Origin of the sequence: Aquibium pacificum (assembly GCF_040839445.1) — a bacterium.
Taxonomy (GTDB): Bacteria; Pseudomonadota; Alphaproteobacteria; order Rhizobiales; family Rhizobiaceae; genus Aquibium; species Aquibium pacificus.
On sequence record NZ_JBDPGJ010000001.1, the window covers coordinates 289,887 to 307,845 of the forward strand.

17 protein-coding genes are annotated in these 17,959 nt (G+C 64.6%); 6 read left to right on the plus strand and 11 right to left on the minus strand.

The window, feature by feature from the left end; all coding sequences use genetic code 11:
* The first annotated feature begins 102 nt into the window (after positions 1–102).
* The 3 genes from ABGN05_RS01430 to ABGN05_RS01440 all read left to right on the plus strand — a co-directional run bounded on the left by ABGN05_RS01430 (position 103) and on the right by ABGN05_RS01440 (position 5,005).
* Positions 103–1,263, plus strand: a complete 1,161-nt coding sequence (locus ABGN05_RS01430) for a cobalamin-independent methionine synthase II family protein (RefSeq protein ID WP_367952206.1) — start codon at positions 103–105, stop codon at positions 1,261–1,263.
* A 354-nt stretch (positions 1,264–1,617) separates the two neighbouring features.
* Positions 1,618–4,521: a caspase family protein gene (locus tag ABGN05_RS01435; RefSeq protein ID WP_367952207.1), complete on the plus strand. Its 2,904-nt coding sequence runs from the start codon at positions 1,618–1,620 to the stop codon at positions 4,519–4,521.
* Between the two features lie 253 nt (positions 4,522–4,774).
* Entirely contained in the window at positions 4,775–5,005 is a 231-nt protein-coding gene (locus tag ABGN05_RS01440) for a hypothetical protein (protein ID WP_367952208.1), read from the plus strand.
* 39 nt (positions 5,006–5,044) lie between these two features.
* Here ABGN05_RS01440 and ABGN05_RS01445 read toward each other — a convergent pair whose 3' ends face one another.
* From ABGN05_RS01445 to ABGN05_RS01495, 11 genes are all read right to left on the minus strand, one after another.
* On the minus strand, positions 5,045–5,797 hold the full coding sequence (locus tag ABGN05_RS01445; RefSeq protein ID WP_367952209.1) for an SDR family NAD(P)-dependent oxidoreductase: 753 nt from the start codon (positions 5,795–5,797) through the stop codon (positions 5,045–5,047).
* Positions 5,794–6,342 carry a MarR family winged helix-turn-helix transcriptional regulator gene (locus tag ABGN05_RS01450; RefSeq protein WP_367952210.1) on the minus strand — a complete coding sequence of 183 codons (549 nt, stop codon included), beginning with the start codon at positions 6,340–6,342 and terminating at the stop codon, positions 5,794–5,796. The genes ABGN05_RS01445 and ABGN05_RS01450 overlap by 4 nt, the downstream gene beginning before the upstream one ends.
* Before the next feature lie 60 nt (positions 6,343–6,402).
* Positions 6,403–7,344, minus strand: a complete 942-nt coding sequence (locus ABGN05_RS01455; protein ID WP_367952211.1) for an alpha/beta hydrolase — start codon at positions 7,342–7,344, stop codon at positions 6,403–6,405.
* 25 nt (positions 7,345–7,369) lie between these two features.
* Entirely contained in the window at positions 7,370–8,065 is a 696-nt protein-coding gene (locus ABGN05_RS01460; protein WP_367952212.1) for an ABC transporter ATP-binding protein, read from the minus strand.
* The gene (locus tag ABGN05_RS01465) at positions 8,058–8,840 is read right to left on the minus strand and encodes an ABC transporter ATP-binding protein (protein WP_367952213.1); all 783 of its coding nucleotides are present in this window, start codon (positions 8,838–8,840) and stop codon (positions 8,058–8,060) included. The genes ABGN05_RS01460 and ABGN05_RS01465 overlap by 8 nt, the downstream gene beginning before the upstream one ends.
* The gene (locus tag ABGN05_RS01470) at positions 8,837–9,841 is read right to left on the minus strand and encodes a branched-chain amino acid ABC transporter permease (RefSeq protein ID WP_367952214.1); all 1,005 of its coding nucleotides are present in this window, start codon (positions 9,839–9,841) and stop codon (positions 8,837–8,839) included. The genes ABGN05_RS01465 and ABGN05_RS01470 overlap by 4 nt, the downstream gene beginning before the upstream one ends.
* 5 nt (positions 9,842–9,846) lie before the next feature.
* Positions 9,847–10,722, minus strand: a complete 876-nt coding sequence (locus tag ABGN05_RS01475; protein WP_367952215.1) for a branched-chain amino acid ABC transporter permease — start codon at positions 10,720–10,722, stop codon at positions 9,847–9,849.
* A gap of 78 nt (positions 10,723–10,800) precedes the next feature.
* Positions 10,801–11,994: an ABC transporter substrate-binding protein gene (locus ABGN05_RS01480; protein ID WP_367952216.1), complete on the minus strand. Its 1,194-nt coding sequence runs from the start codon at positions 11,992–11,994 to the stop codon at positions 10,801–10,803.
* 76 nt (positions 11,995–12,070) lie between these two features.
* Positions 12,071–13,141 (minus strand): PDR/VanB family oxidoreductase, encoded by a 1,071-nt coding sequence (locus ABGN05_RS01485; RefSeq protein WP_367952217.1) that lies wholly within the window; start codon positions 13,139–13,141, stop codon positions 12,071–12,073.
* Between the two features lie 15 nt (positions 13,142–13,156).
* Positions 13,157–14,437, minus strand: a complete 1,281-nt coding sequence (locus ABGN05_RS01490; RefSeq protein WP_367952218.1) for a Rieske 2Fe-2S domain-containing protein — start codon at positions 14,435–14,437, stop codon at positions 13,157–13,159.
* 367 nt (positions 14,438–14,804) lie between these two features.
* Entirely contained in the window at positions 14,805–15,335 is a 531-nt protein-coding gene (locus ABGN05_RS01495) for a MarR family winged helix-turn-helix transcriptional regulator (protein WP_367952219.1), read from the minus strand.
* A gap of 113 nt (positions 15,336–15,448) precedes the next feature.
* Between ABGN05_RS01495 and ABGN05_RS01500 the strand changes: the two genes are divergently transcribed.
* The 3 genes from ABGN05_RS01500 to ABGN05_RS01510 all read left to right on the plus strand — a co-directional run bounded on the left by ABGN05_RS01500 (position 15,449) and on the right by ABGN05_RS01510 (position 17,944).
* Positions 15,449–16,414 (plus strand): nucleoside hydrolase, encoded by a 966-nt coding sequence (locus ABGN05_RS01500; protein WP_367952220.1) that lies wholly within the window; start codon positions 15,449–15,451, stop codon positions 16,412–16,414.
* Positions 16,411–16,917: a hypothetical protein gene (locus tag ABGN05_RS01505; RefSeq protein ID WP_367952221.1), complete on the plus strand. Its 507-nt coding sequence runs from the start codon at positions 16,411–16,413 to the stop codon at positions 16,915–16,917. Before ABGN05_RS01500 ends, ABGN05_RS01505 begins: the two co-directional genes overlap by 4 nt.
* 79 nt (positions 16,918–16,996) lie before the next feature.
* Entirely contained in the window at positions 16,997–17,944 is a 948-nt protein-coding gene (locus tag ABGN05_RS01510; RefSeq protein ID WP_367952222.1) for an ABC transporter permease, read from the plus strand.
* The last annotated feature ends 15 nt before the right edge of the window (positions 17,945–17,959 follow it).

Genomic DNA, 17,959 nt, shown 5'->3' on the forward strand with positions numbered 1-17,959 from the left:
TGCCGCTTCTCTTGAACTGGCCGAGCGGCTATAACGACTGATGAAGTATAAATAGGATTCTTTGATTTTCCAATCTGGATTCGCAAGGGGAGGCGCGTTCGAATGAAACTGAGCACCGACAGGATTCTGACCACCCACACCGGCAGCATGCCGCGTGGCGAGCCGCTGAGTTCGATGCTGATCGAACAGGAGGAGGGCAAGCGGGTCGACCTGAAGAAACTTGACGACGTGACCGACGACCGGGTCGCCTACATCATCAAGAAGCAGATTGAAGTCGGCATCGACATTGCCAATGACGGCGAGCAGGGCCGCGTTGGATTCCAGACCTATGTGCCGCAGCGCTGGAGCGGTTTCGGCGGCAAGTCGAGCCGGCCTTTCGGCAGGGAGTTCGTGGATTTTCCCAAGTTCACCGAGCGCATGCAGGCGCGCATCCCCAAGACGGGCCGGGTGTTCGATGCGCCCGAGGCGATCGACGAAGTTCACTATCACGGCACTGCACAGTTGCAGAAGGAGATCGACCGCATAAAGCGCCAAGCGGGAAGCGCCGCCGCGAACGTCTCCAACTGGTTCATGAACGCGCCGTCGCCCGGCATCATCGCCTCCACCATGCTGAATGCCTATTACGACACCGACGAGGCCTATCTCGACGCCATCGCCAAGGAGATAGCGCAGGAATACAAGGCGGTGGTGGATGCCGGCTACATCCTGCAGGTCGACGCACCCGATCTCGCGATGGAGCGGGTGCTGCTCTATCAGGACCTCACCGACGAAGAATTCGTCGAGCAGACCCAGAAGCATGTCAACGCGCTGAACAAGGCGCTCGAGAACATTCCGCGCGAAAGCGTGCGGCTGCACGTGTGCTGGGGCAACTGGGAAGGGCCGCATTGCTACGACGTGGAGATGGAGGTGCTGTTGCCGATCGTCTACCAGGCCAAGGTCGGCGCGATCGGGCTTGAGTTCGCCAATCCGCGGCACCAGCATGAAACGACAGCCCTCAAGGCGAACAGACCGCCTGAAGACATGGCCATCATCCCGGGCGTGATCGATTCCAAGTCCAATTTCGTCGAACATCCCCAGGTCGTGGCCAACCGCATCCTGGCAGTGGTCGATGCAGTCGGGGACAGGGAACGGGTCATCGCGGGCGTCGATTGCGGTTTCGGCACTTTCACCGGCTGGGAGTGGGTGGCGGAGGATGTGGTCTGGGCGAAGCTCAAATCGCTGAGGGAGGGCGCCGCCATCGCCTCAAAGCAGCTGTGGGGATAGCTGGCGTACTATTGGTCACCCAAGTCTGAGCGCGTTTATGGCTTCCTCAGTCGCGCGGGACGGGCTGTCATCCGGCTTGTAGAGGTAGTCGAGGATTCTCCGAGAGGTCGGCACGCTGCGGTTCGAACTGGATGATGAATGGGCCGTCCAGCGCGCCCGCCACATCACTCTGGAAAGCGTCGGCCAATTGCGCGATGATCCCGCAATCAGAGCGCAATGCCGAATACTACGGTGGACTACGCCGTCCGCTCCACCACGTTCCGGGGCACGATCGCATGGAGGCATAGCTCTCTCCGCCTCATTTGCGCAGGGATAGTGTGAGAGGGAGCGGATGCAACGGCGCGTGGGGGAGACATGCGCAAGTGTCTTTTGGGGCTGCTCCTGGTCGTGGCGGCAGCCTGGAACTGGGAAGCGTTCGCAGGCGAGCGTCGGATGGCGCTGGTCATCGGCAATGGCGCCTACACCGGCGCGGGGCGCCTCGCCAATACCACCAATGATGCGACCGCGATCGCCGGCGTACTGGATGAACTCGGCTTCGAGGTCACCCTGGTCCTCGACGTCGACCGGCGCGCCGCGATCTCGGCCATCGATGCTTTTGGTCAGGCCGTGGTCGGCGCCGACATCGCCTTCCTCTTCTATGCCGGGCACGGCATGCAGATCGGCGGCCAGAACTTCATGCTCCCGGTGGACGTCGACATTTCCAGCGAGCGGGCCCTTCGCTACAGCGCCATCGACATCGGCGAGGTGGTAGCGGAGACCGAGCGCAGCGCGCGTGTGGCGCTGATCGTGCTCGACGCCTGCCGCGACAATCCCTACGTCGACGTGGTGGCGCAATCGATGCGGGAAGAGCGCGCCGCGCGACCGCTCCAGGGCCTCTCGGCCATGCAGTTGTCCGGGCGCGGCGCCATCGTCGCCTATGCGGCAGCGGCCGGTGAGGTCGCCAGCGACGGCGGTGGCAAGCATTCGCCCTATACCGAGGCACTGCTCGCCGAGATCGGCAGTCCGGGCGTCGAGGTCGGCCTGATGTTCCGCCGCGCCGCGGGCCGGGTGTTCGACGCAACGCGCGGCAGTCAGCGGCCGGAACTGCTCGTCCGCCTCGTCGAGGAAGTCTACCTCAACCCCGCGCCGATGGTGGCGAATGCGGTTGCGACCGCGCAGCTTTCTGCCGATGCACCGACCCCTCACCGAAACAAAGTTGGCGCTGCGGACGGGTCTTCGGCGGCAGATGGAGGTGGGGAGAATGGCCCTTCGGGCATGCGAGCCGAGCCGGCCACACAGCCGGCAGCAGAAACGGTCGACGTCGCCGCGGCATCCGAAGCGGGAAACGTGGCCGTCAGGTCGACGCGCCGCGAAGGCTTTTTCGGCAACCGTATTGTGCGCAAGCCAGTTTGGGCGGACAGCGTGGCGGTTCCGTCGGCTTCCACATTCCGGCCCTCCCGCCCTGTACCGATCGCCGAGCGCGACGGCAACGACAGTTACGGGACAGCGCAGGATCTGCCCATCGACGCCCTCGTGGATGCGCGCATCGCACCGCGCGGTGACCCCGACTGGTATGCGCTCGAGCTGCCGATCGCGGGCCTTCTGCAAGTGACCGCGGAGCGTCCGTCAGGCGAGATCAATCTCTTTGCCCGCGTCTGGGACGCCGATAGGCGCGTGGTCCGCGATTGGCAGAGTGCCGAGCGTCCCGGCGACGAATTCGCGGCAGCCTTTGCCCTTCCGGCGCCCGGCCGCTACATGGTCGAAATCGTCGACGGCGACAACAATGCCGACAGCGCGGAGTCCTTCTCGCTCGCCTTTGCCTTCGAGCCGTCGAACGATCCGCTCGAGCCCAACGACAGCATCGGCGCGGCGCGACCCATTCCGCTACCGGCTGACTTCGCGCCCGCGATCTTCCCGCGCGGGGACCGCGACTGGATGAGCGTGTGGGCGCCAGAGTCCGGCCTGCTGACGCTTCGTGCGGAAAACGTGCCGAAGGATCTCGATGTCTACATGCGCCTCTGGGACGCAGCAGGAAACGTCGTGCGGGACTGGCAAGGCCCGGCTCGCGCGGGTGGCGACGTCGTCCTGGAAGCGGAAGTCGCCGTGCCGGGCGTCTATTCGGTGGAGATGACGGACGGGAACAACGATGCCGAGAGCGTCGTCCCGTTCTCCTTCTCCGCCCGCTTCGAACCGGTCGCGGATGCCGCCGAGCCGAACGACAGTTTCGGTGCGGCAGCGCTCGTCGCGAGTACCGGAGCTTTCCAACTGGCGGTGTTTCCGCGCGGAGACAGCGACTGGCTCGCCATCGATGTCGACCATCCTGGCGAATTGAGCGTGCATGCCAGCGATGTGCCGCCAGAGATCGATCTCCACATGCGCGTCTGGACCGCCGACAAGGCCGTCCTGCGCGACTGGATCGCTCCGCTCCGCCGAGGTGGCGACACGGAAGGTTTCGCCGATCTGCCTTCATCCGGGCGCTACTTCGTCGAACTGGCGGACGGTAACTCCGATGCTTCGAGCAGGGCGCTCTACGATCTGGATATCGCGTTCACGCCGCAACCCGACCAGTACGAACCGAACGACGACATCGGCGCCGCGACTCCGCTGACGCCGGGCGGGGAGGTCCTGTTCAACATCCTGCCGAGGGGCGATCACGACTGGTTCCATGTCGAGGCGCCCGGGCAGGGCGAACTCGCCGTCACCATCGACGAGGGGCCGGAGAGCCTCGACCTCCACTACCGGGTCTGGAACGCGGACCGCCAAGTCATCCGAGACTGGGTCGCGCCCTATCGCAAGGGCGGGCTGACCGAAGGGTTCGCCGACCTGCCGGCGGCAGGCCCCTACTTCATCGAGATCGTCGACGGCAACAATGACGAGCGCTCGATTGACCATGCCACGCTCAGGACCGTCTTCACCGCGACCGGCGACCGCTTCGAGCCGAACGGCGGCTTTGGATCGGCCGCGCCGCTCGCGGCGGGTCATGCGGCGGAGGCGACGATCCTGCCGCGCGGCGACGCGGACTGGTTCGCCATCGAGGCGCCGCGCGGGGGCGAGGTTTCGGTCCTCGTGGAAGACGTGCCCCCCGATCTCGACATCCATGTGCGCCTGTGGGACGCCGAGGGTGCAGCGAGCGGCTGGATCGGCCCACCACGGCAGGGCGGCGTGACCGACGCACGCTTTCCGGTAAAAGGTCCGGGGCTCTATCGGCTCGAGATGGTCGACGGCAACAACGACCAACGCTCGCCGCTACCATTCCGGTTCAAGGTCGACTTCCGGTGAAGCAGCAAGCGGGATCTGCGTATTCTCCCCTGCCGCACTGTCCGAACCGTGACGTACGACTACCGGCTTGCTCATGGATGCATTGAGGGAGGGCAACCATCAGACGCGCTTGCCGCAGCGCGGTGACAATCGGCGGCTCGTGTGGGACCCCGATCGAGGACGGCGTCCGATACCGGCACTATCGGCGTCCTATTCGCATTGACCGGACGTCGTCGTCGTGCGATCTTCCATGGAAGATAGTTGAGGAGAGCTCATGCACCCTATCGGTTTCGCGGACTTCCTGGATCGCGCGAGCACGGAACTGCTCAGGATGGAGGAGCAGAACAGGCTTCCCGAGGGGCTCCGCGTGCATCCGGATATGTATGAAATGCTGGCCGCGGCGCGCCGCCGGGAACTCGAAGACGGCTTTCCGCTCATCGTGCTCGGCATGCCGGTCGAACCCGATGCCGCCCTCGGCGCGCATGAATACAGGGTGACCGCCTGAAAGCCGCACCGCGCCCCCGTGCAGTGAGGGTCGATCCCTTCAGTGGTAGACCGAGCCGCCATCGACGGCCAGTATCTGTCCGGTGATGAAGGCGGAATCGTCGCTCGCGAGGAAAACGGCGGCGCCGACCAGATCTTCCGAACGAGCCTCCCGCCTGAGTGCTCGGGTGGCGACGGCGGTATCCTTCGCGGCCGAATAGAATTCGGTGTTCCGCTTCATGGCATCGGTCGCCGTGAAGCCGGGCGCGATGGCATTCACCAGGATGTTGTGTCCGCCCAGTTCGTTGGCCAGCGCACGTGTCATGCTGATGATGGCTCCCTTGCTGGCGACGTAGGGCATCATCAGAGGCGTGCCCTTGAAGGCGGTGCCGGACGTGATGTTGATGATCCGTCCCCGGCCGGCGTCGCGCATGGGCCCCGCCGCGGCCCTGCAGCACAGAAACGTTCCGAACGTGTTGATCCGGAATATCCGTTCCCAGTCGTCCAGCGACGTCATCTCGAACGGAGTGGGCTTCAAGGTCGAGGAGATCGCGGCGTTGTTGATAAGGATGTCGAGCTGGCCGAAGTTTTCCAGTGTGGCTTCGATCATACGGCCAACGCTGTCTTCGGAAGCGACGTCCGCCTCGATCCCGATGCAGGTGTCTTTGTCTCCCAGACTTTCCGCCGCCGCGGCCGCGCCGCGAACATCCGCGATGACGACCTTTGCTCCCTCGGCGACGAAGCGCTCGGCGAAGGAAAGCCCAATCCCGGAGGCACCGCCGGTGACGATCGCGGTCCGGCCGGCGAGCCTCATCCTGCCGCCTTGCTTGGGGACGTGCTGTAGCCTTCTATCATCTTGACCAGGAACTCGTTGCCGGCCCTGCGCTCCGAAAGCGGAATCCGATGAAACGCGGCGGCGATGTCGAAGCGGGAACTGATCGCTTCCAGGGCCACGTCCGTCACTTCCTTCCCCTTCTCGGTCAGGTGGATCTGCCAGCTGCGCTTCCTGGTCGCGTCGGGGATGCGATCGACAAGGCCGCGCCTCGTCAGCCGCTCCACCTGCTTGGTGACCGCGCCGGAGGTAATCAGAAGCGACTGGAAGAGATCCGTGGGCCGCATGGCAAAGGGTGCGCCGGCTCGACGGAGAGCCAGAAGAATGCGCATGTCGCCGGTGCCCATGTCAAAAGTGGCCTGCGTGTAGCTTCTGAATTCGTTCTCGAGCAGCGACGCGAGACGAAGTATCGACCCGATAAGCCCGAACAACTCGGGATCGGAGTTCGGCAGTTCGCGGGCCCAGAGTTCCGCGAACGCCCGCATGTCGTCGAAGATGATACCGCTTTCGCTATTCTTCTGAGCCACGATGCATCCACAGTTTCCCAAATCCGCTGCATTGATATGGAATTTTCCGAAGCCTCACAATCATTGCGGAAGCGGATTCCGCGCCGCGTCGCGTATCGCGGCCGCAGCCTGCAACTGCGCCATCTTGCTCGCCTCGAGGCTTGCCCGCATGCCGAAGAACAGGTGGGTGACGCCGGAATAGGTGACGTGTGTCGCCGGGACGCCTGCTTCCAGCAGCTTTTGGGCGTAGGCGACCGCGTCGCCGCGGAGCGGGTCGCATTCCGCCGAGATCAGCAGGGCGGGCGCCGCGCCTGACACGTCGTCCGCACGCAGGGGTGAAACGCGCCAGTCGTCCGCATCCGCGGTCTGGCCGACACCATAGGTCCGGAAGGTGTGGGCGACGTCGTTGCTGGTCAGCATGTAGCCCTCCCGATAGAGTTCGTGCGTCTCGCTTTCCATCCGCGCATCGAGGCCGGGATAGACGAGCACCTGCAGGAGGATGTCCGGCTCCGCCGCGTCCCTGGCGCTCAGCGCTGCCGCGGCTGCGAGGTTGGCGCCGGCGGAATCACCCAGGAGCATCAACCTGTCGCCCGGCAACCCTTCATCCTTGCCATGGCGGGCCACCCAGCGCAGCACGGCCAGCACGTCGTTCAGGCCGGCGGGAAACGGGTTCTCGGGGGCGAGCCTGTAACCGACGTTGACCACGGCCTGCCCGGAATCGTTGGCAATATGTCGGGACACGTCGTCGAAGGTGTCGATGCTGCCCGCGATCCAGCCGCCGCCATGCATGGCGACAACCACGCCTTGCGCGGACGCCGGACAATAGATGCGCACGGGGACCTCGTGTCCATCCTCGGCGGTCACGGGGCGGTCCCACACCCTGTCGATGTCCGGACCCTTGGGGCGGGCGCGTGCCCTCTCCTCGGACTTGGCCCGAACGTCCGACGGGGCGAGCCCGGCGATCGTCGGCTGGCCTATTGCGGCCTTGATGAGGGGACGCAGTTTCGGATGGATGAACGCCATGTCGTACCTTGTGCTTTCCGCTTTGCTAATGTGTGAGGCCCATGAGTTCCGGCAGGCGACCGGCCTGAAGGTCGAAGTCGGGGCTGTTCGCCTGATAGGTGATCTGCCCCCGGTCCATGATGATGAAACGGTCCGACAGCTCCAGGGCGAGGTCGATCCGCTGCTCGACGAGGATCATCGACAGGGACCCGTCCGCGATGATTTCCCGAAGCACGGAAATGAGATGTTCGACCACGACCGGCGCAAGGCCTTCCGATGGCTCGTCCATCAGGATCAGCCGGGGATTGCCGAGCAATGCCCGCGCGATCGCCAGCATCTGCTGTTCCCCGCCGGAGAGTTGCGATCCGAGGTTGTCGAGGCGCTGGCCGAGCCGGGGCAGCAGCTCCAGGACCTTCTCGCGCGTCCAGCGACCCGGCCGCGATGCAATGGACAGATGCTCGCGGACGGTCAGCGTCGGAAACACCTCGCGGTTCTGGGGAACATAGCCGAGCCCCGCACGCGCACGCTGATAGATCGACAGCGGCACCAGATCCTGCCCGTCGAGACGCAGGCGACCCGATTTCGCACTGGTCCTCCCGGCAACGATTTCGAGGAGCGTCGTCTTGCCGACGCCGTTGCGCCCGACGATCGCAAGGCACTCGGCATCGCCGACGTTCAGGTCCACGTTCTCCACGACGATCGTGGGACCCCAACCGCCGGTGAGACGTTCGGCCTCAAGCATGTGCCACCTCGGAAGCGAAACGCGTCTGCCCCGCCTTGCCCAGATAGACCGACCTGACCTCCTCGGAGCTCATCACCTCGATCGGGCTGCCGGTCATCAATATCTTCCCTTCAACCAGAACGGTGACCGTCGAGGCAAAGCGGCGGACCACCTGCATGTCGTGCTCGATGAGCAGTATCGCGATCTCCGGAGGGAGGCGGTCCAGCGCGTCGAGGAGGATGCCGGCCTCGGTCGATGGAATTCCCGCGGTCGGTTCGTCGAGAAGCAGGACCTTGGGCCTGAGCGCGAGGGCGATGGCTATCTCGAGAAGCCTCTGCTGACCGTAGGCCAGCTGGTCGACCCGCGTCCGGGCCACGTCGCCGAGGCCGAGCTGCTCCAGGATCTCATGCGACCGGCCGATCAGGTCGGTATTCCGGTACGCCGGCCGCCAGAGCCGGAAGCTGGCGCCGGCCCGTTCGCTGATTGCAAGATAGACGTTTTCAAGCACCGTCAGCCCACCGAAAAGGTTCGACACCTGGAAGGTGCGGACCAGCCCTTCACGCGTGCGCTGCGATGGGGAGGACCGGCTGATGTCGCGTCCCCCCAGCAGGATCCGGCCGCCGCCGAGAGCGAGGACGCCCGAAAGGAGCGCCACCAGCGTCGACTTGCCCGCGCCGTTCGGCCCGATGAGCGCGTGGCGTTCACCGGGGCGAAGCCGAAGCGTGACGTCCTGTGCCACCTTCAGCGCGCCGAACGACTTCTGCAGGCCGATCGCTTCGAGGAGGTTGTCCGTCACCGGGGTTCTCCATTCGGGTGCTTGCCTCGAGAACGCGCGATCACCTTGTGAAGCACACCGTGAATGCCGCCACGCGCCACCAGCATGACGAAGACCAGCATGAATCCGATGATGATCATCCAGGCGTGCGGGTTCCACTCCTTGCTCATGTCCTTGATGAGCAGGTAGACGGGCGCGCCGAGGAGAGCCCCGTAGAGGTGGCCCACACCTCCGAGCACGAGTATCACCACTACGTCGATCGACTTCTCGACGCTCAGGACTTCGAGACCGACGAACTCGGACGTCTGGGCGAGCAGGGCGCCTGCAACCCCTGCGATGAAGGCGCTCAGCGCATAGGCAAGGGTCAGTTGTGCAAGGACCGATGAGCCCAGCAGGCTCATGCGCAGGCGATTTTCGCGGACGCCGCGCAGCGCCAGTCCGAAGTTCGACGTCGTCAGCCTGTGGCACCCGTAGAAGGCCAGAGCGAGCCAGGCCAGCACGTATAGGTAGTCGGTCGTGCCGTAGATCGACCACTCGAAGATGCCGAGTACCGGGCTGAACGTCATCCCGTACAGCCCGTCGTCTCCACCCGTCAGCCACGTGAGCTTGTTCGCGGCCTCGAACAGGAAGACGCCGACGGCCAGCGTGACCATGACCAGAGGCAATCCCGTCAGGCGCAGGATGAAAGGCCCGAGCGCCCCCGCCAGCGCGGCCGCGCAGAGGCCCGAGATCACGACGCCGGTGATCGGCTCCTGCCAGCCGGCAAGGGCCAGCCATCCAGCGGTGTAGGCCCCGACGCCGAAGAACGCGGCATGACCGAGCGTGACGATGCCCGCCATGCCGAGCGCCAGGTCGAGGGAGAGGGCAAACAGCGCGAAGATGCCGATGTAGGCGGCAAGAGAGAGGCGGTCCGGAAAGACGAAGAAGACGGCCAGCGCCAGCGCGAAGACGACCAGCGCGATCATCGGCAAACGCGGCCGGTCGAGGGCACTCAGGCCCGTGGAAGAGACGGTGATCTTCATCGTGCCTATCCCTGCCTGGCGAACATTCCGGCCGGGCGCATGGCGACCGCCGCGATGACGAGTGCGTAGATGGCGAAGCCGCCCAGTTCCGGAAGGTAGTAGCGCGCCGCGGTGTCGGCGATGCCCACCACCATTGCGACGACGATCGACGACTTGATGTTGCCGAAGCCGGAAAGTGCCACGATGATCAGGATGATGGTCAGGTACTTGATCGGATAGAGCGGCTCCAGGGGAAACAAGCCGGCACCGATGGCGCCGCCCAGTGCCGCGAGGCCGGTACCGGCCGCGAAGGCGAGCATCACGATGCGCTCCACATTGATGCCGGTCGCCTGCGCCATGCTGCGGTTGTCGACCGCCGCGCGGAGCTTCGCGCCGAGGGTAGTCCGGTCAAAGACAAGCCAGAACCCGAGAATGATCAGCGCGCCGACGGCGAGCAGGAAGACGCGGTAGACCGGGAACGAACGCCCGAACAGGTCCACCGATCCGCTCAGCACCTCCGGCAGCCTGATGGTGAAGACGTTCGGCCCGAACGTCAGGGCCAGTCCTCCGACGAAGATGAATGCTATGCCGACCGTCAGCAGGATCTGGTCCAGTTCGGGGATGTTGTAGAGACGTACGTAGATCGTGCGCTCCGCCAACGCCCCGAGAGCCGCGACGAGAATGACCGCCGCGGGAACGGCGACGAAGTAGTGCATGCCGGCCTGGTTCATCAGCAATATGGTGAGATATCCGCCCAGGGCGGCGAAGGCACCATGCGCGAGGTTCGGTACGCGCATCAGCCCCATGGTCATGACCAGCCCGACGGAGATGATGAAGAGCACGGCGCCATATGTGCCGCCGTACAGAATGATGAACGCCAGCGAGGCGAGAAACTGCTCCATGGAAGCACTCCAACCGCAGGGAAGAAGCGCCGGACCATGCGCAAGGCTGCACGCCTGCGCATGGTCCGACTGTGCAGGCTAGTTCTCCATCCACTCCTTGGACGGCGCCTCGACGGCTTCCAGTTGGTCGACGATCGCGTTCTGCAGCTTGCCGTCCACCTTCTGGACTTCGCGCAGATAGATGTTCTGCACGAGCTCACGCGTCTCGGGATCGATCTTCATGGGACCGCGTACGCCGTTCCAAGAAAGACCCTTCACCGCCTCGACAGCGTCCGGGCCGCTCCAGTCCTTGCCTTCCTGGGATTTCACCATCTCGTAGATGAGATGCGCACCGTCATAGGCGGATGCGCTGGCGAAGTCGGGCTGTGTATCGGGACCGTAGAGTTCCTTCAGCTTCGCGATGAACGTCTTGTTCTCCTCATTGTCCAGGGCCTCGGCATAATAGAGCGCGCCTTTGAAGCCTACGACGGAGTCGTCATACTGCGGCAGGATGTGGTCTTCTGCCTCGCCCATGCCGACGACGAAATTGCTTTCGACCAGGCCTCTCTCGGCGAGGGCACGCAGCAGCCCGATAGCGGGTGCGCCCGGCGGGACGAAGACGTTGATGCAGTCCGTCTCGGTCGAAGCGATGCCTTCGACGATGGCGGCGAAGTCCACCGTGTTGAGCGGCACGCGAACCTCGCCGACGATCTGGCCGCCCTCCGACTCGAAAGTCTTTCGGAAGGCTTTCTGCGCATCGTAGCCGGGCTGATAGTCAGACACGACGATGTAGCACTTCTCCGCGCCCTGCTTGCGCGCGAAGGTCGCGCCCGCGCTCGAAGACTGCGCGATGTGCTGTCCGCTCTTCAGGAAATACTGCGAGCCGGCCAGGACGGACGGGGACGAGGCGATGAAGGTTATGGCGGGGGTCTTCGTCTGCTCGACGATCGGCCCCACGGCAAGTGCCTCCGACGACAGGGCGAACCCGCCCAAGATGTGCACCTTCTCGCGGACGATCAGTTCCTCCGCGAGGCGCTTGCCCACAGCGGGATTGGGGCCGCCGATGTCCCGGTAGACGAACTCGATCTCGCGACCGCCCGCGGATTTGCCGTGGAGCGCCTGATAGACCTCGATACCCCGATGGAAGCCCCGGCCGTTCTGCGCGAATGGACCCGTGTCGTGGCTCAGAATGCCGACCTTGATCTGGTCCTGCGCGTCCGCGGTGACCGGCAACCCGACCACGAGCGCCGTGACTGCGGCGAATGCCGCCAATTTTCTCTTAAGTTCGAACATTGGTACTCCTCCCTGAGTTCAAACGATGATGACGTTGGTCGAACCGGACTAAGCTCCCGCCGGTTCGTCGGATGGTTCAGATGTCCAGCACCAGCCTTTCTCCGGCCGCGGTAGAGCAGCAGATCATCATGACCTTGCCTGACGATCGCTCGCCTGGGCTCAGCACCGTGTCGTGATGGTTGAGACTGCCCTCCAGGACCGCGACGCGGCATGAGCCGCAGAAGCCTTCCATGCAGGAAAAGTCGACTTCGACGCCTTCATCGAGAAGCGCATCGAGAATGGTGACGCCTTCGGGCACGACGATGCTCCGCCCGGACTTCGCCAAGACGACCTCGAAGCCTCCCTGCGGAGCGGACACTGTCTCTCCCGTGAAATGCTCGCGGTGCAGCCTCGAAGGCTGAACATGTGCCAGTTGAGTTTCGAACGCGGCGATCATGGGGCCCGGTCCGCAGCAATAGAAGTGGGATCCGTCGGGGGCCGCGTCCGCGATCGCCCGGAAGTCGATGGGGCCTCCTCCGGCGTCCTCGAAGTGGAGCCGGACCGTCGAACCTTCAGGCAGCGGCAGCTTCCGCAGGTCGTCGACGAAGGCGGCGTCCTGGCGCGACCGCGCACCATAATGGAAGTGGAACGGGCGGCCGAGCCGGCAGAGACGCAGCGCCATCGAGAGCAGGGGCGTGACGCCGATCCCACCGGCGAACAGGACCGAACAGCTGGCGCGCTCCTCCAAAAGGAAGTTGTTTCGGGGACGGCTGACTTCGAGCCGGTGCCCGACGTCCAGAAGGTCGTGGATATGGGCGGAGCCGCCGCGGCCGCCGGGTTCGCGCTTTACTGCCAGCCTGTAGCGGTGCCGTTCGGCAGGATCGTTGACGAGGGAATAGCTGCGCCGCAGACCGTTCGGAAGATGCAGGTCCACGTGCGAACCGGCCGTGAACGCGAGGAGTTCGCGACCGTGCTCCGGGCAGAGCTCGATGGCGACGATGTCGGCCGTCAGCTTCTCCACACGCCCGACCAGGACCGCCTGCGTGGCAGGCGGCGCCAGGTCGAAACCGGCGCCATGTTCCATGTTCACGGTTCTTCGCTCCAGATCCGGCGGATCGTAGGCCGCGGCCCGGTTGCCAGCGGCTTCGCCGCGCTCGGGCGCAGCCATAGGACGGCAGGCGACCTATTCGGCCGCATTCAGGAGTTCCATGTTGCCGGGAAGCAGCCTCTGCCAGCTTTCGTTCTTCCGCACCGTCGTGTCGATCAGCGAGTGAACGCCCGAGAAATCCTCGACCCGCAGCCCTATCGGATCGCCACCTTCTTCGACCCGCCGGATCGATTCCAGAAGCCTCGCGCGCAGATGAACGACGGCACGGTCCGCGGGCACCATGTGTTCCTTGGTGCGATCGACGATCGGCCCCATGGATACGGCGAGAACGGCGTCCTCCTGCTCGATACCGCTGAAGCCGGCAAAGCTGGTGTTCATGCGATGCCGATCCTGGTTCATGCGGTTCACCTCCCACGAAGCCCGGAACAGGCAGTCCTCCTCGCGCCAGAAGCGCTCGTCGTTCAGGCCGAGGATCGCCTTGACGCCATGGCGGTCCGCCTTCTTCTGACCGTGGCAGACGATGTAGGTGCTCGTGACGTGGTCGTTCTGCGGCACCTCGAACAGGAAGTACTGGAAGGTGTTTGGAGCCGGGATGATCCTGCCGGTCGGGAAGATCACCGGCGTCACGCGAACGCTGAAGCTCTCGTCTCCGTTCTCGTCGACCGGGCCGCGCCGCTTGGCGGCATAGTGATAGCCATACTCCGTGTCGACGATGTCGAGCACCGGGGCATGATCTTCCACCGCCATGACGCCGAGATCGAACTCCTCGTCCTTGTTCTTGGCGATCGCGACGTGGTCGTGATGGAGGATCCCCACGTGGGACGAGTCCGTGCCGCCCTCCCAGAGCTGCAGGTAGTTCGCGGCCGTGTCGACCCTTAGGGCCACCCGGTTTTCGTTCGGGCCTTCCATGAAAAGATAGTGCTGGAAAGGCGGCTGCTTTTCCTTCGGACCGATATAGGTCCAGATCAGCCCGCCCGCTTCCCGTACGGGGAAGGCCGGAGCCTTCAGGCGCTGTCTGAACTTCTCGTTGCAGTGGTTCGGCGTCTCCTGGATCGTGCCGTCCACGGCGAACTTCCAGCCGTGGTAGAGACAGCGGATGCCGTTATCCTCGACGCGCCCCAGCGCCAGCGAGACCCGACGGTGCATGCAGAACTCGTCGAGCACACCCACTTCGCCGTCCGTATTACGGAAGACGACAAAGGGCTCGCCCAAAAGCATGCTGCGCAGCGGCGCACAATCCGGATGGGGAAGCTGATCGGACGTCGCGATGGGCAGCCAGTACCGCCGCATGGTCTCGCCCATCGGCGTACCGGCGCCGACCTGCGTGAGGCGATCGTTTTCCTCGCGTGTAAGCATGAGCATTTCCTCCCATAACCGGCTCAAGCATCATCCGCGGAAGATAATCACATCTCGCCAGATGGGTCAATGATATCTTCCAAGGAAGATTATAGCGGAGGGGTCGGGATGCTCGGAAGCCCTTTCCCCGGGGCTCGTTCCGTGGGGCATTCCGAGCGACATCTCTCGCATGCTGCGGCTCCCGCGGTCCGTCGGGGGGATCGTGAGCAATGGAGTTTTCAGGCGGCGATTGCCGATTGCCGCATCTGGTGCGCGGGGAGGCCAGCCCCAGTCGCTCGCGGGCTCGGTGGAGAAGCTTCGCGCCCGCCCGACACATCACAGCACCCATTCAGGCCCGGTCTACCCGAGCAGAGAGCTCGGGATCGCGTCAGTGTCCGGACGATTTCATTCCAGGGGCGGAGCCCTCGGTGTCCTGGCGCAGGGCGACGGTGGCGTTCACGGCGGCAAGGTAGTTGCGGTCGGAGAAGTCGAGCAGCAGGTCCAGTTCGGCTTCCGAATATCGCCCAAGCTCTTCGGTCCAGGAAGCGAATGCGCGGCGATTGATGGCGCGGATTTCTTCGATGCGGTGCGGGACCGGCTCCAGGAACCAGCGGCGGCGGTCGCGCGGATCACGCTTGCGCTCGATGTAGCCCGCGCGCTGGATACGATCCACGACGCCGGTTATCGCGCCGGTCGTCAGCCCCGTCTCCACCGCCAGTTGCCCCGGCGTGACGTTCTGGCCGAGCGTGATGATGAACAGGCACTCCAGATCCGTCTGATTCAGGCCCAGCTTGCTGGCAAGCACGCCGCTGTACAGGGTCCGCTGGGCGCTCGCCGCGCGGATCTTGCGTTCCAGTTCGGCGATGCGCGCCTCCTTGCTCCGGGATGTGTTCGCCGGATTTTGCTGCTTGACAGGCATCCCAAAACTTCTCTTAATCGCTGAGCATCTTAGCCACTAAGATAAATTCCGGTGCGCTTCAAGGGGCCGGTGCGGATCGAAAGTCTGGACTTCGGGGCATGCAGGCTGGGGGCATGAGAATTCCAATCATCATAGACACCGATCCGGGCCAGGACGACGCGCTGGCGATCCTGCTGGCGCTGAGCGCGGGACTCGCGCTGGACATCGCGGGCATCACCACTGTCGCGGGGAACGTCGGCGTTGCGCAGACGACCGTCAATGCCCTGCGTGTCTGCCAGCTTGCCGGGCGGCCGGACGTGCCCGTCCATGCCGGCTGCGCGCAGCCGATCCTGCGGCCCCTGCACACGGCGGAATTCATGTGTGGGGCAGATGGCCTGGCCGGAATGGACATACCAGCGCCGCGCCGGCCGGCACAACCGTCCCATGCGGTTCCGTTCCTGATCGATTGTATTCGCGGCAGCGGCTCGGGGATGACGATCTGCGCCCTGGGGCCGCTCACCAACATCGCGCTGGCGCTGCTCCAGGCCCCCGACATCAAGGACAGGATCGAGCGGCTCGTCATCATGGGCGGTGCCCGCGACCTCGGCAACATGACGGCTGCCGCGGAGTTCAACTTCTTCGTCGACCCGCATGCGGCAGCGGTCGTCTTCAACGCGGGTCTGCCGATCACGCTCTTTCCGCTCAACGCCACCTATCAGGCGGTCGCGACGCCTGCCCGGCTGGCGTCTTTCGCTGCGAAGGGGCCGGTCGGCACCGCGATCCTGTCCATGCTCCGGCGCGAGCGTCCGGGGGGAGCCGCGCTTGGCGGAGACGGCGGTCACCCGATGCACGATGCCTGCGTCATCGCCTATCTGCTCTGGCCGACGCTCTTCGAAGGCCGGGACTGCCATGTCACGATCGAGACCGCGGAAGGGCCCACGGTCGGCCGGTCGACGATCGACTGGTGGGGTCGCGGCGGACAGCCCGCCAACGCGCATGTCGTCGGCTCGCTCGACGCAGACGCCATGTTCGCCCGCATCGCCGCGAGCGTCCGGGTGCTGGACGAAATGGTACACGAGAGATCGAAAGCGCTGACATGACACATATGCTTGCCGACTTCAGCGGGAAAGCGGACCGCGCGATCGAGGCGATGAAGGAGGCCGCGATGCTGGCCCGGCGCGAACACGCCGCCGCCGAACTCACACGCCACATGCTGCTGACCACGCGCAAATTCGCGCATCTTGGCAGGGAAGGGGCGATCGAGGCCGTGGTTGCGGACTGGCTCGGCGCCTGGCACCTAAAACGGGACGAATGGCCCGAGATCGCGGCCGAGATGGAAGCGCTCACCGGAGCTTTCTATGACTATTGCCTCGAGCCTTCCGATGCTGCGGACCGCGCGGTGCGCGATGCCTGGCAGGGGCTCAAGAAGGTCCATGACACCGATGCGCGCACGCTGGAAGACCAGATGGCGTGGCGGTCCATGTGCGCGCATGGCTGGTGGGGCGACGTAAGTCCACCGCCTCCGGGATATCGGGACCATGACGCAGGGCGGGCGATCATGCCCTTCTGGGCGAAGAGTTGTCCGCCGCAGTGCCTGGGGTGAGGTACATGCAGGAGAGCCACCGCCGCATCACGCTTGCCGCTCCCGCCGGGCCGGCCGTCTCTGCCCCGGATCGTACCGCATGAGTCTCAAGAGCGTCATCGAGGTTTACGGCACCCTGCTGGCGGGGTTGGCTCTCTTCGTGTTCCTGCTCATTTTCGCGGACAACTTCAGTTCGGCGGCCAACCTTCTGAACGTACTGAAGCAGGCGAGTTTCCTTTCGATCCTCGCCATCGGGTTCACCTTTGCGCTGATCACATCCGAACTGGACCTGTCTTTCGCCAACGTCTGCAGCCTCTCCGCCGTCGTCATCGGCAGCCTCATCTCCATCGATGTCGCCTGGCCCGTCGCCGTCTGCGCCGGTATCGCGGTTGGAGTTTCGGCAGGTCTGCTGAACGGTTTCCTGGTGACCATGCTCAAGGTGCCGTCGCTGATCTCGACGCTCGGCACCGCCTCCGTCGCGAACGGGCTCGCATTCATGATCACGGGCGGAGTCGCCTTCGTCGGGCGTTGGGATGCCAATTTCCTTTACCTCGGCCGCGGAAAGATCGGACCCGTGCCGGTGATCATACTCTTCACGATGGTACTCATTCTGGTCGCCGTCGTCCTCTACACGCAGACGCGGACCGGCGTTCACATGCAGGCCACCGGGGAAAACGAGGAAGCGGCGCGCCGGTCGGGCATCAATACACGAAGCTGCAAGATCCTTGGGCTGACGCTGGCAGGCCTTGCAGCGGGCATCACAGCCGTGTTCCTCGTCGCGAACCTGTCGTCGGCAGCACCCCAGATGGCCGGTGATTTCCTGCTCAACGGAATTGCCGCCACGCTTCTCGGCATGACGATGTTCACGCCGGCGAAACCCAACATACTGGGCACTGTCGTGGGTGCCCTCATCATCGTGATCCTGTCGAACGGCTTGGTGCTTCTGGGCGCACAATACTACATCCAGGACATCATGCTCGGCATCATCATCATCGCATCGGTCGCCGTGTCGGCGTCCGTTCTGAAGAGGGCGGCGTTCGCTCTGTAACAACAAAGGGGAGAA

Bases quoted from the DNA above. Each gene is read 5' to 3' on its own strand.
- ABGN05_RS01495 (WP_367952219.1), bottom strand. From the start codon at position 15,335: ATGCCTGTCAAGCAGCAAAATCCGGCGAACACATCCCGGAGCAAGGAG.
- ABGN05_RS01500 (WP_367952220.1), top strand. From the start codon at position 15,449: ATGAGAATTCCAATCATCATAGACACCGATCCGGGCCAGGACGACGCG.
- ABGN05_RS01445 (WP_367952209.1), bottom strand. From the start codon at position 5,797: ATGAGGCTCGCCGGCCGGACCGCGATCGTCACCGGCGGTGCCTCCGGG.
- ABGN05_RS01455 (WP_367952211.1), bottom strand. From the start codon at position 7,344: ATGGCGTTCATCCATCCGAAACTGCGTCCCCTCATCAAGGCCGCAATA.
- ABGN05_RS01485 (WP_367952217.1), bottom strand. From the start codon at position 13,141: ATGGCTGCGCCCGAGCGCGGCGAAGCCGCTGGCAACCGGGCCGCGGCC.
- ABGN05_RS01435 (WP_367952207.1), top strand. From the start codon at position 1,618: ATGCGCAAGTGTCTTTTGGGGCTGCTCCTGGTCGTGGCGGCAGCCTGG.
- ABGN05_RS01475 (WP_367952215.1), bottom strand. From the start codon at position 10,722: ATGGAGCAGTTTCTCGCCTCGCTGGCGTTCATCATTCTGTACGGCGGC.
- ABGN05_RS01505 (WP_367952221.1), top strand. From the start codon at position 16,411: ATGACACATATGCTTGCCGACTTCAGCGGGAAAGCGGACCGCGCGATC.
- ABGN05_RS01460 (WP_367952212.1), bottom strand. From the start codon at position 8,065: ATGCTTGAGGCCGAACGTCTCACCGGCGGTTGGGGTCCCACGATCGTC.
- ABGN05_RS01470 (WP_367952214.1), bottom strand. From the start codon at position 9,841: ATGAAGATCACCGTCTCTTCCACGGGCCTGAGTGCCCTCGACCGGCCG.
- ABGN05_RS01510 (WP_367952222.1), top strand. From the start codon at position 16,997: ATGAGTCTCAAGAGCGTCATCGAGGTTTACGGCACCCTGCTGGCGGGG.
- ABGN05_RS01440 (WP_367952208.1), top strand. From the start codon at position 4,775: ATGCACCCTATCGGTTTCGCGGACTTCCTGGATCGCGCGAGCACGGAA.
- ABGN05_RS01480 (WP_367952216.1), bottom strand. From the start codon at position 11,994: ATGTTCGAACTTAAGAGAAAATTGGCGGCATTCGCCGCAGTCACGGCG.
- ABGN05_RS01430 (WP_367952206.1), top strand. From the start codon at position 103: ATGAAACTGAGCACCGACAGGATTCTGACCACCCACACCGGCAGCATG.
- ABGN05_RS01490 (WP_367952218.1), bottom strand. From the start codon at position 14,437: ATGCTTACACGCGAGGAAAACGATCGCCTCACGCAGGTCGGCGCCGGT.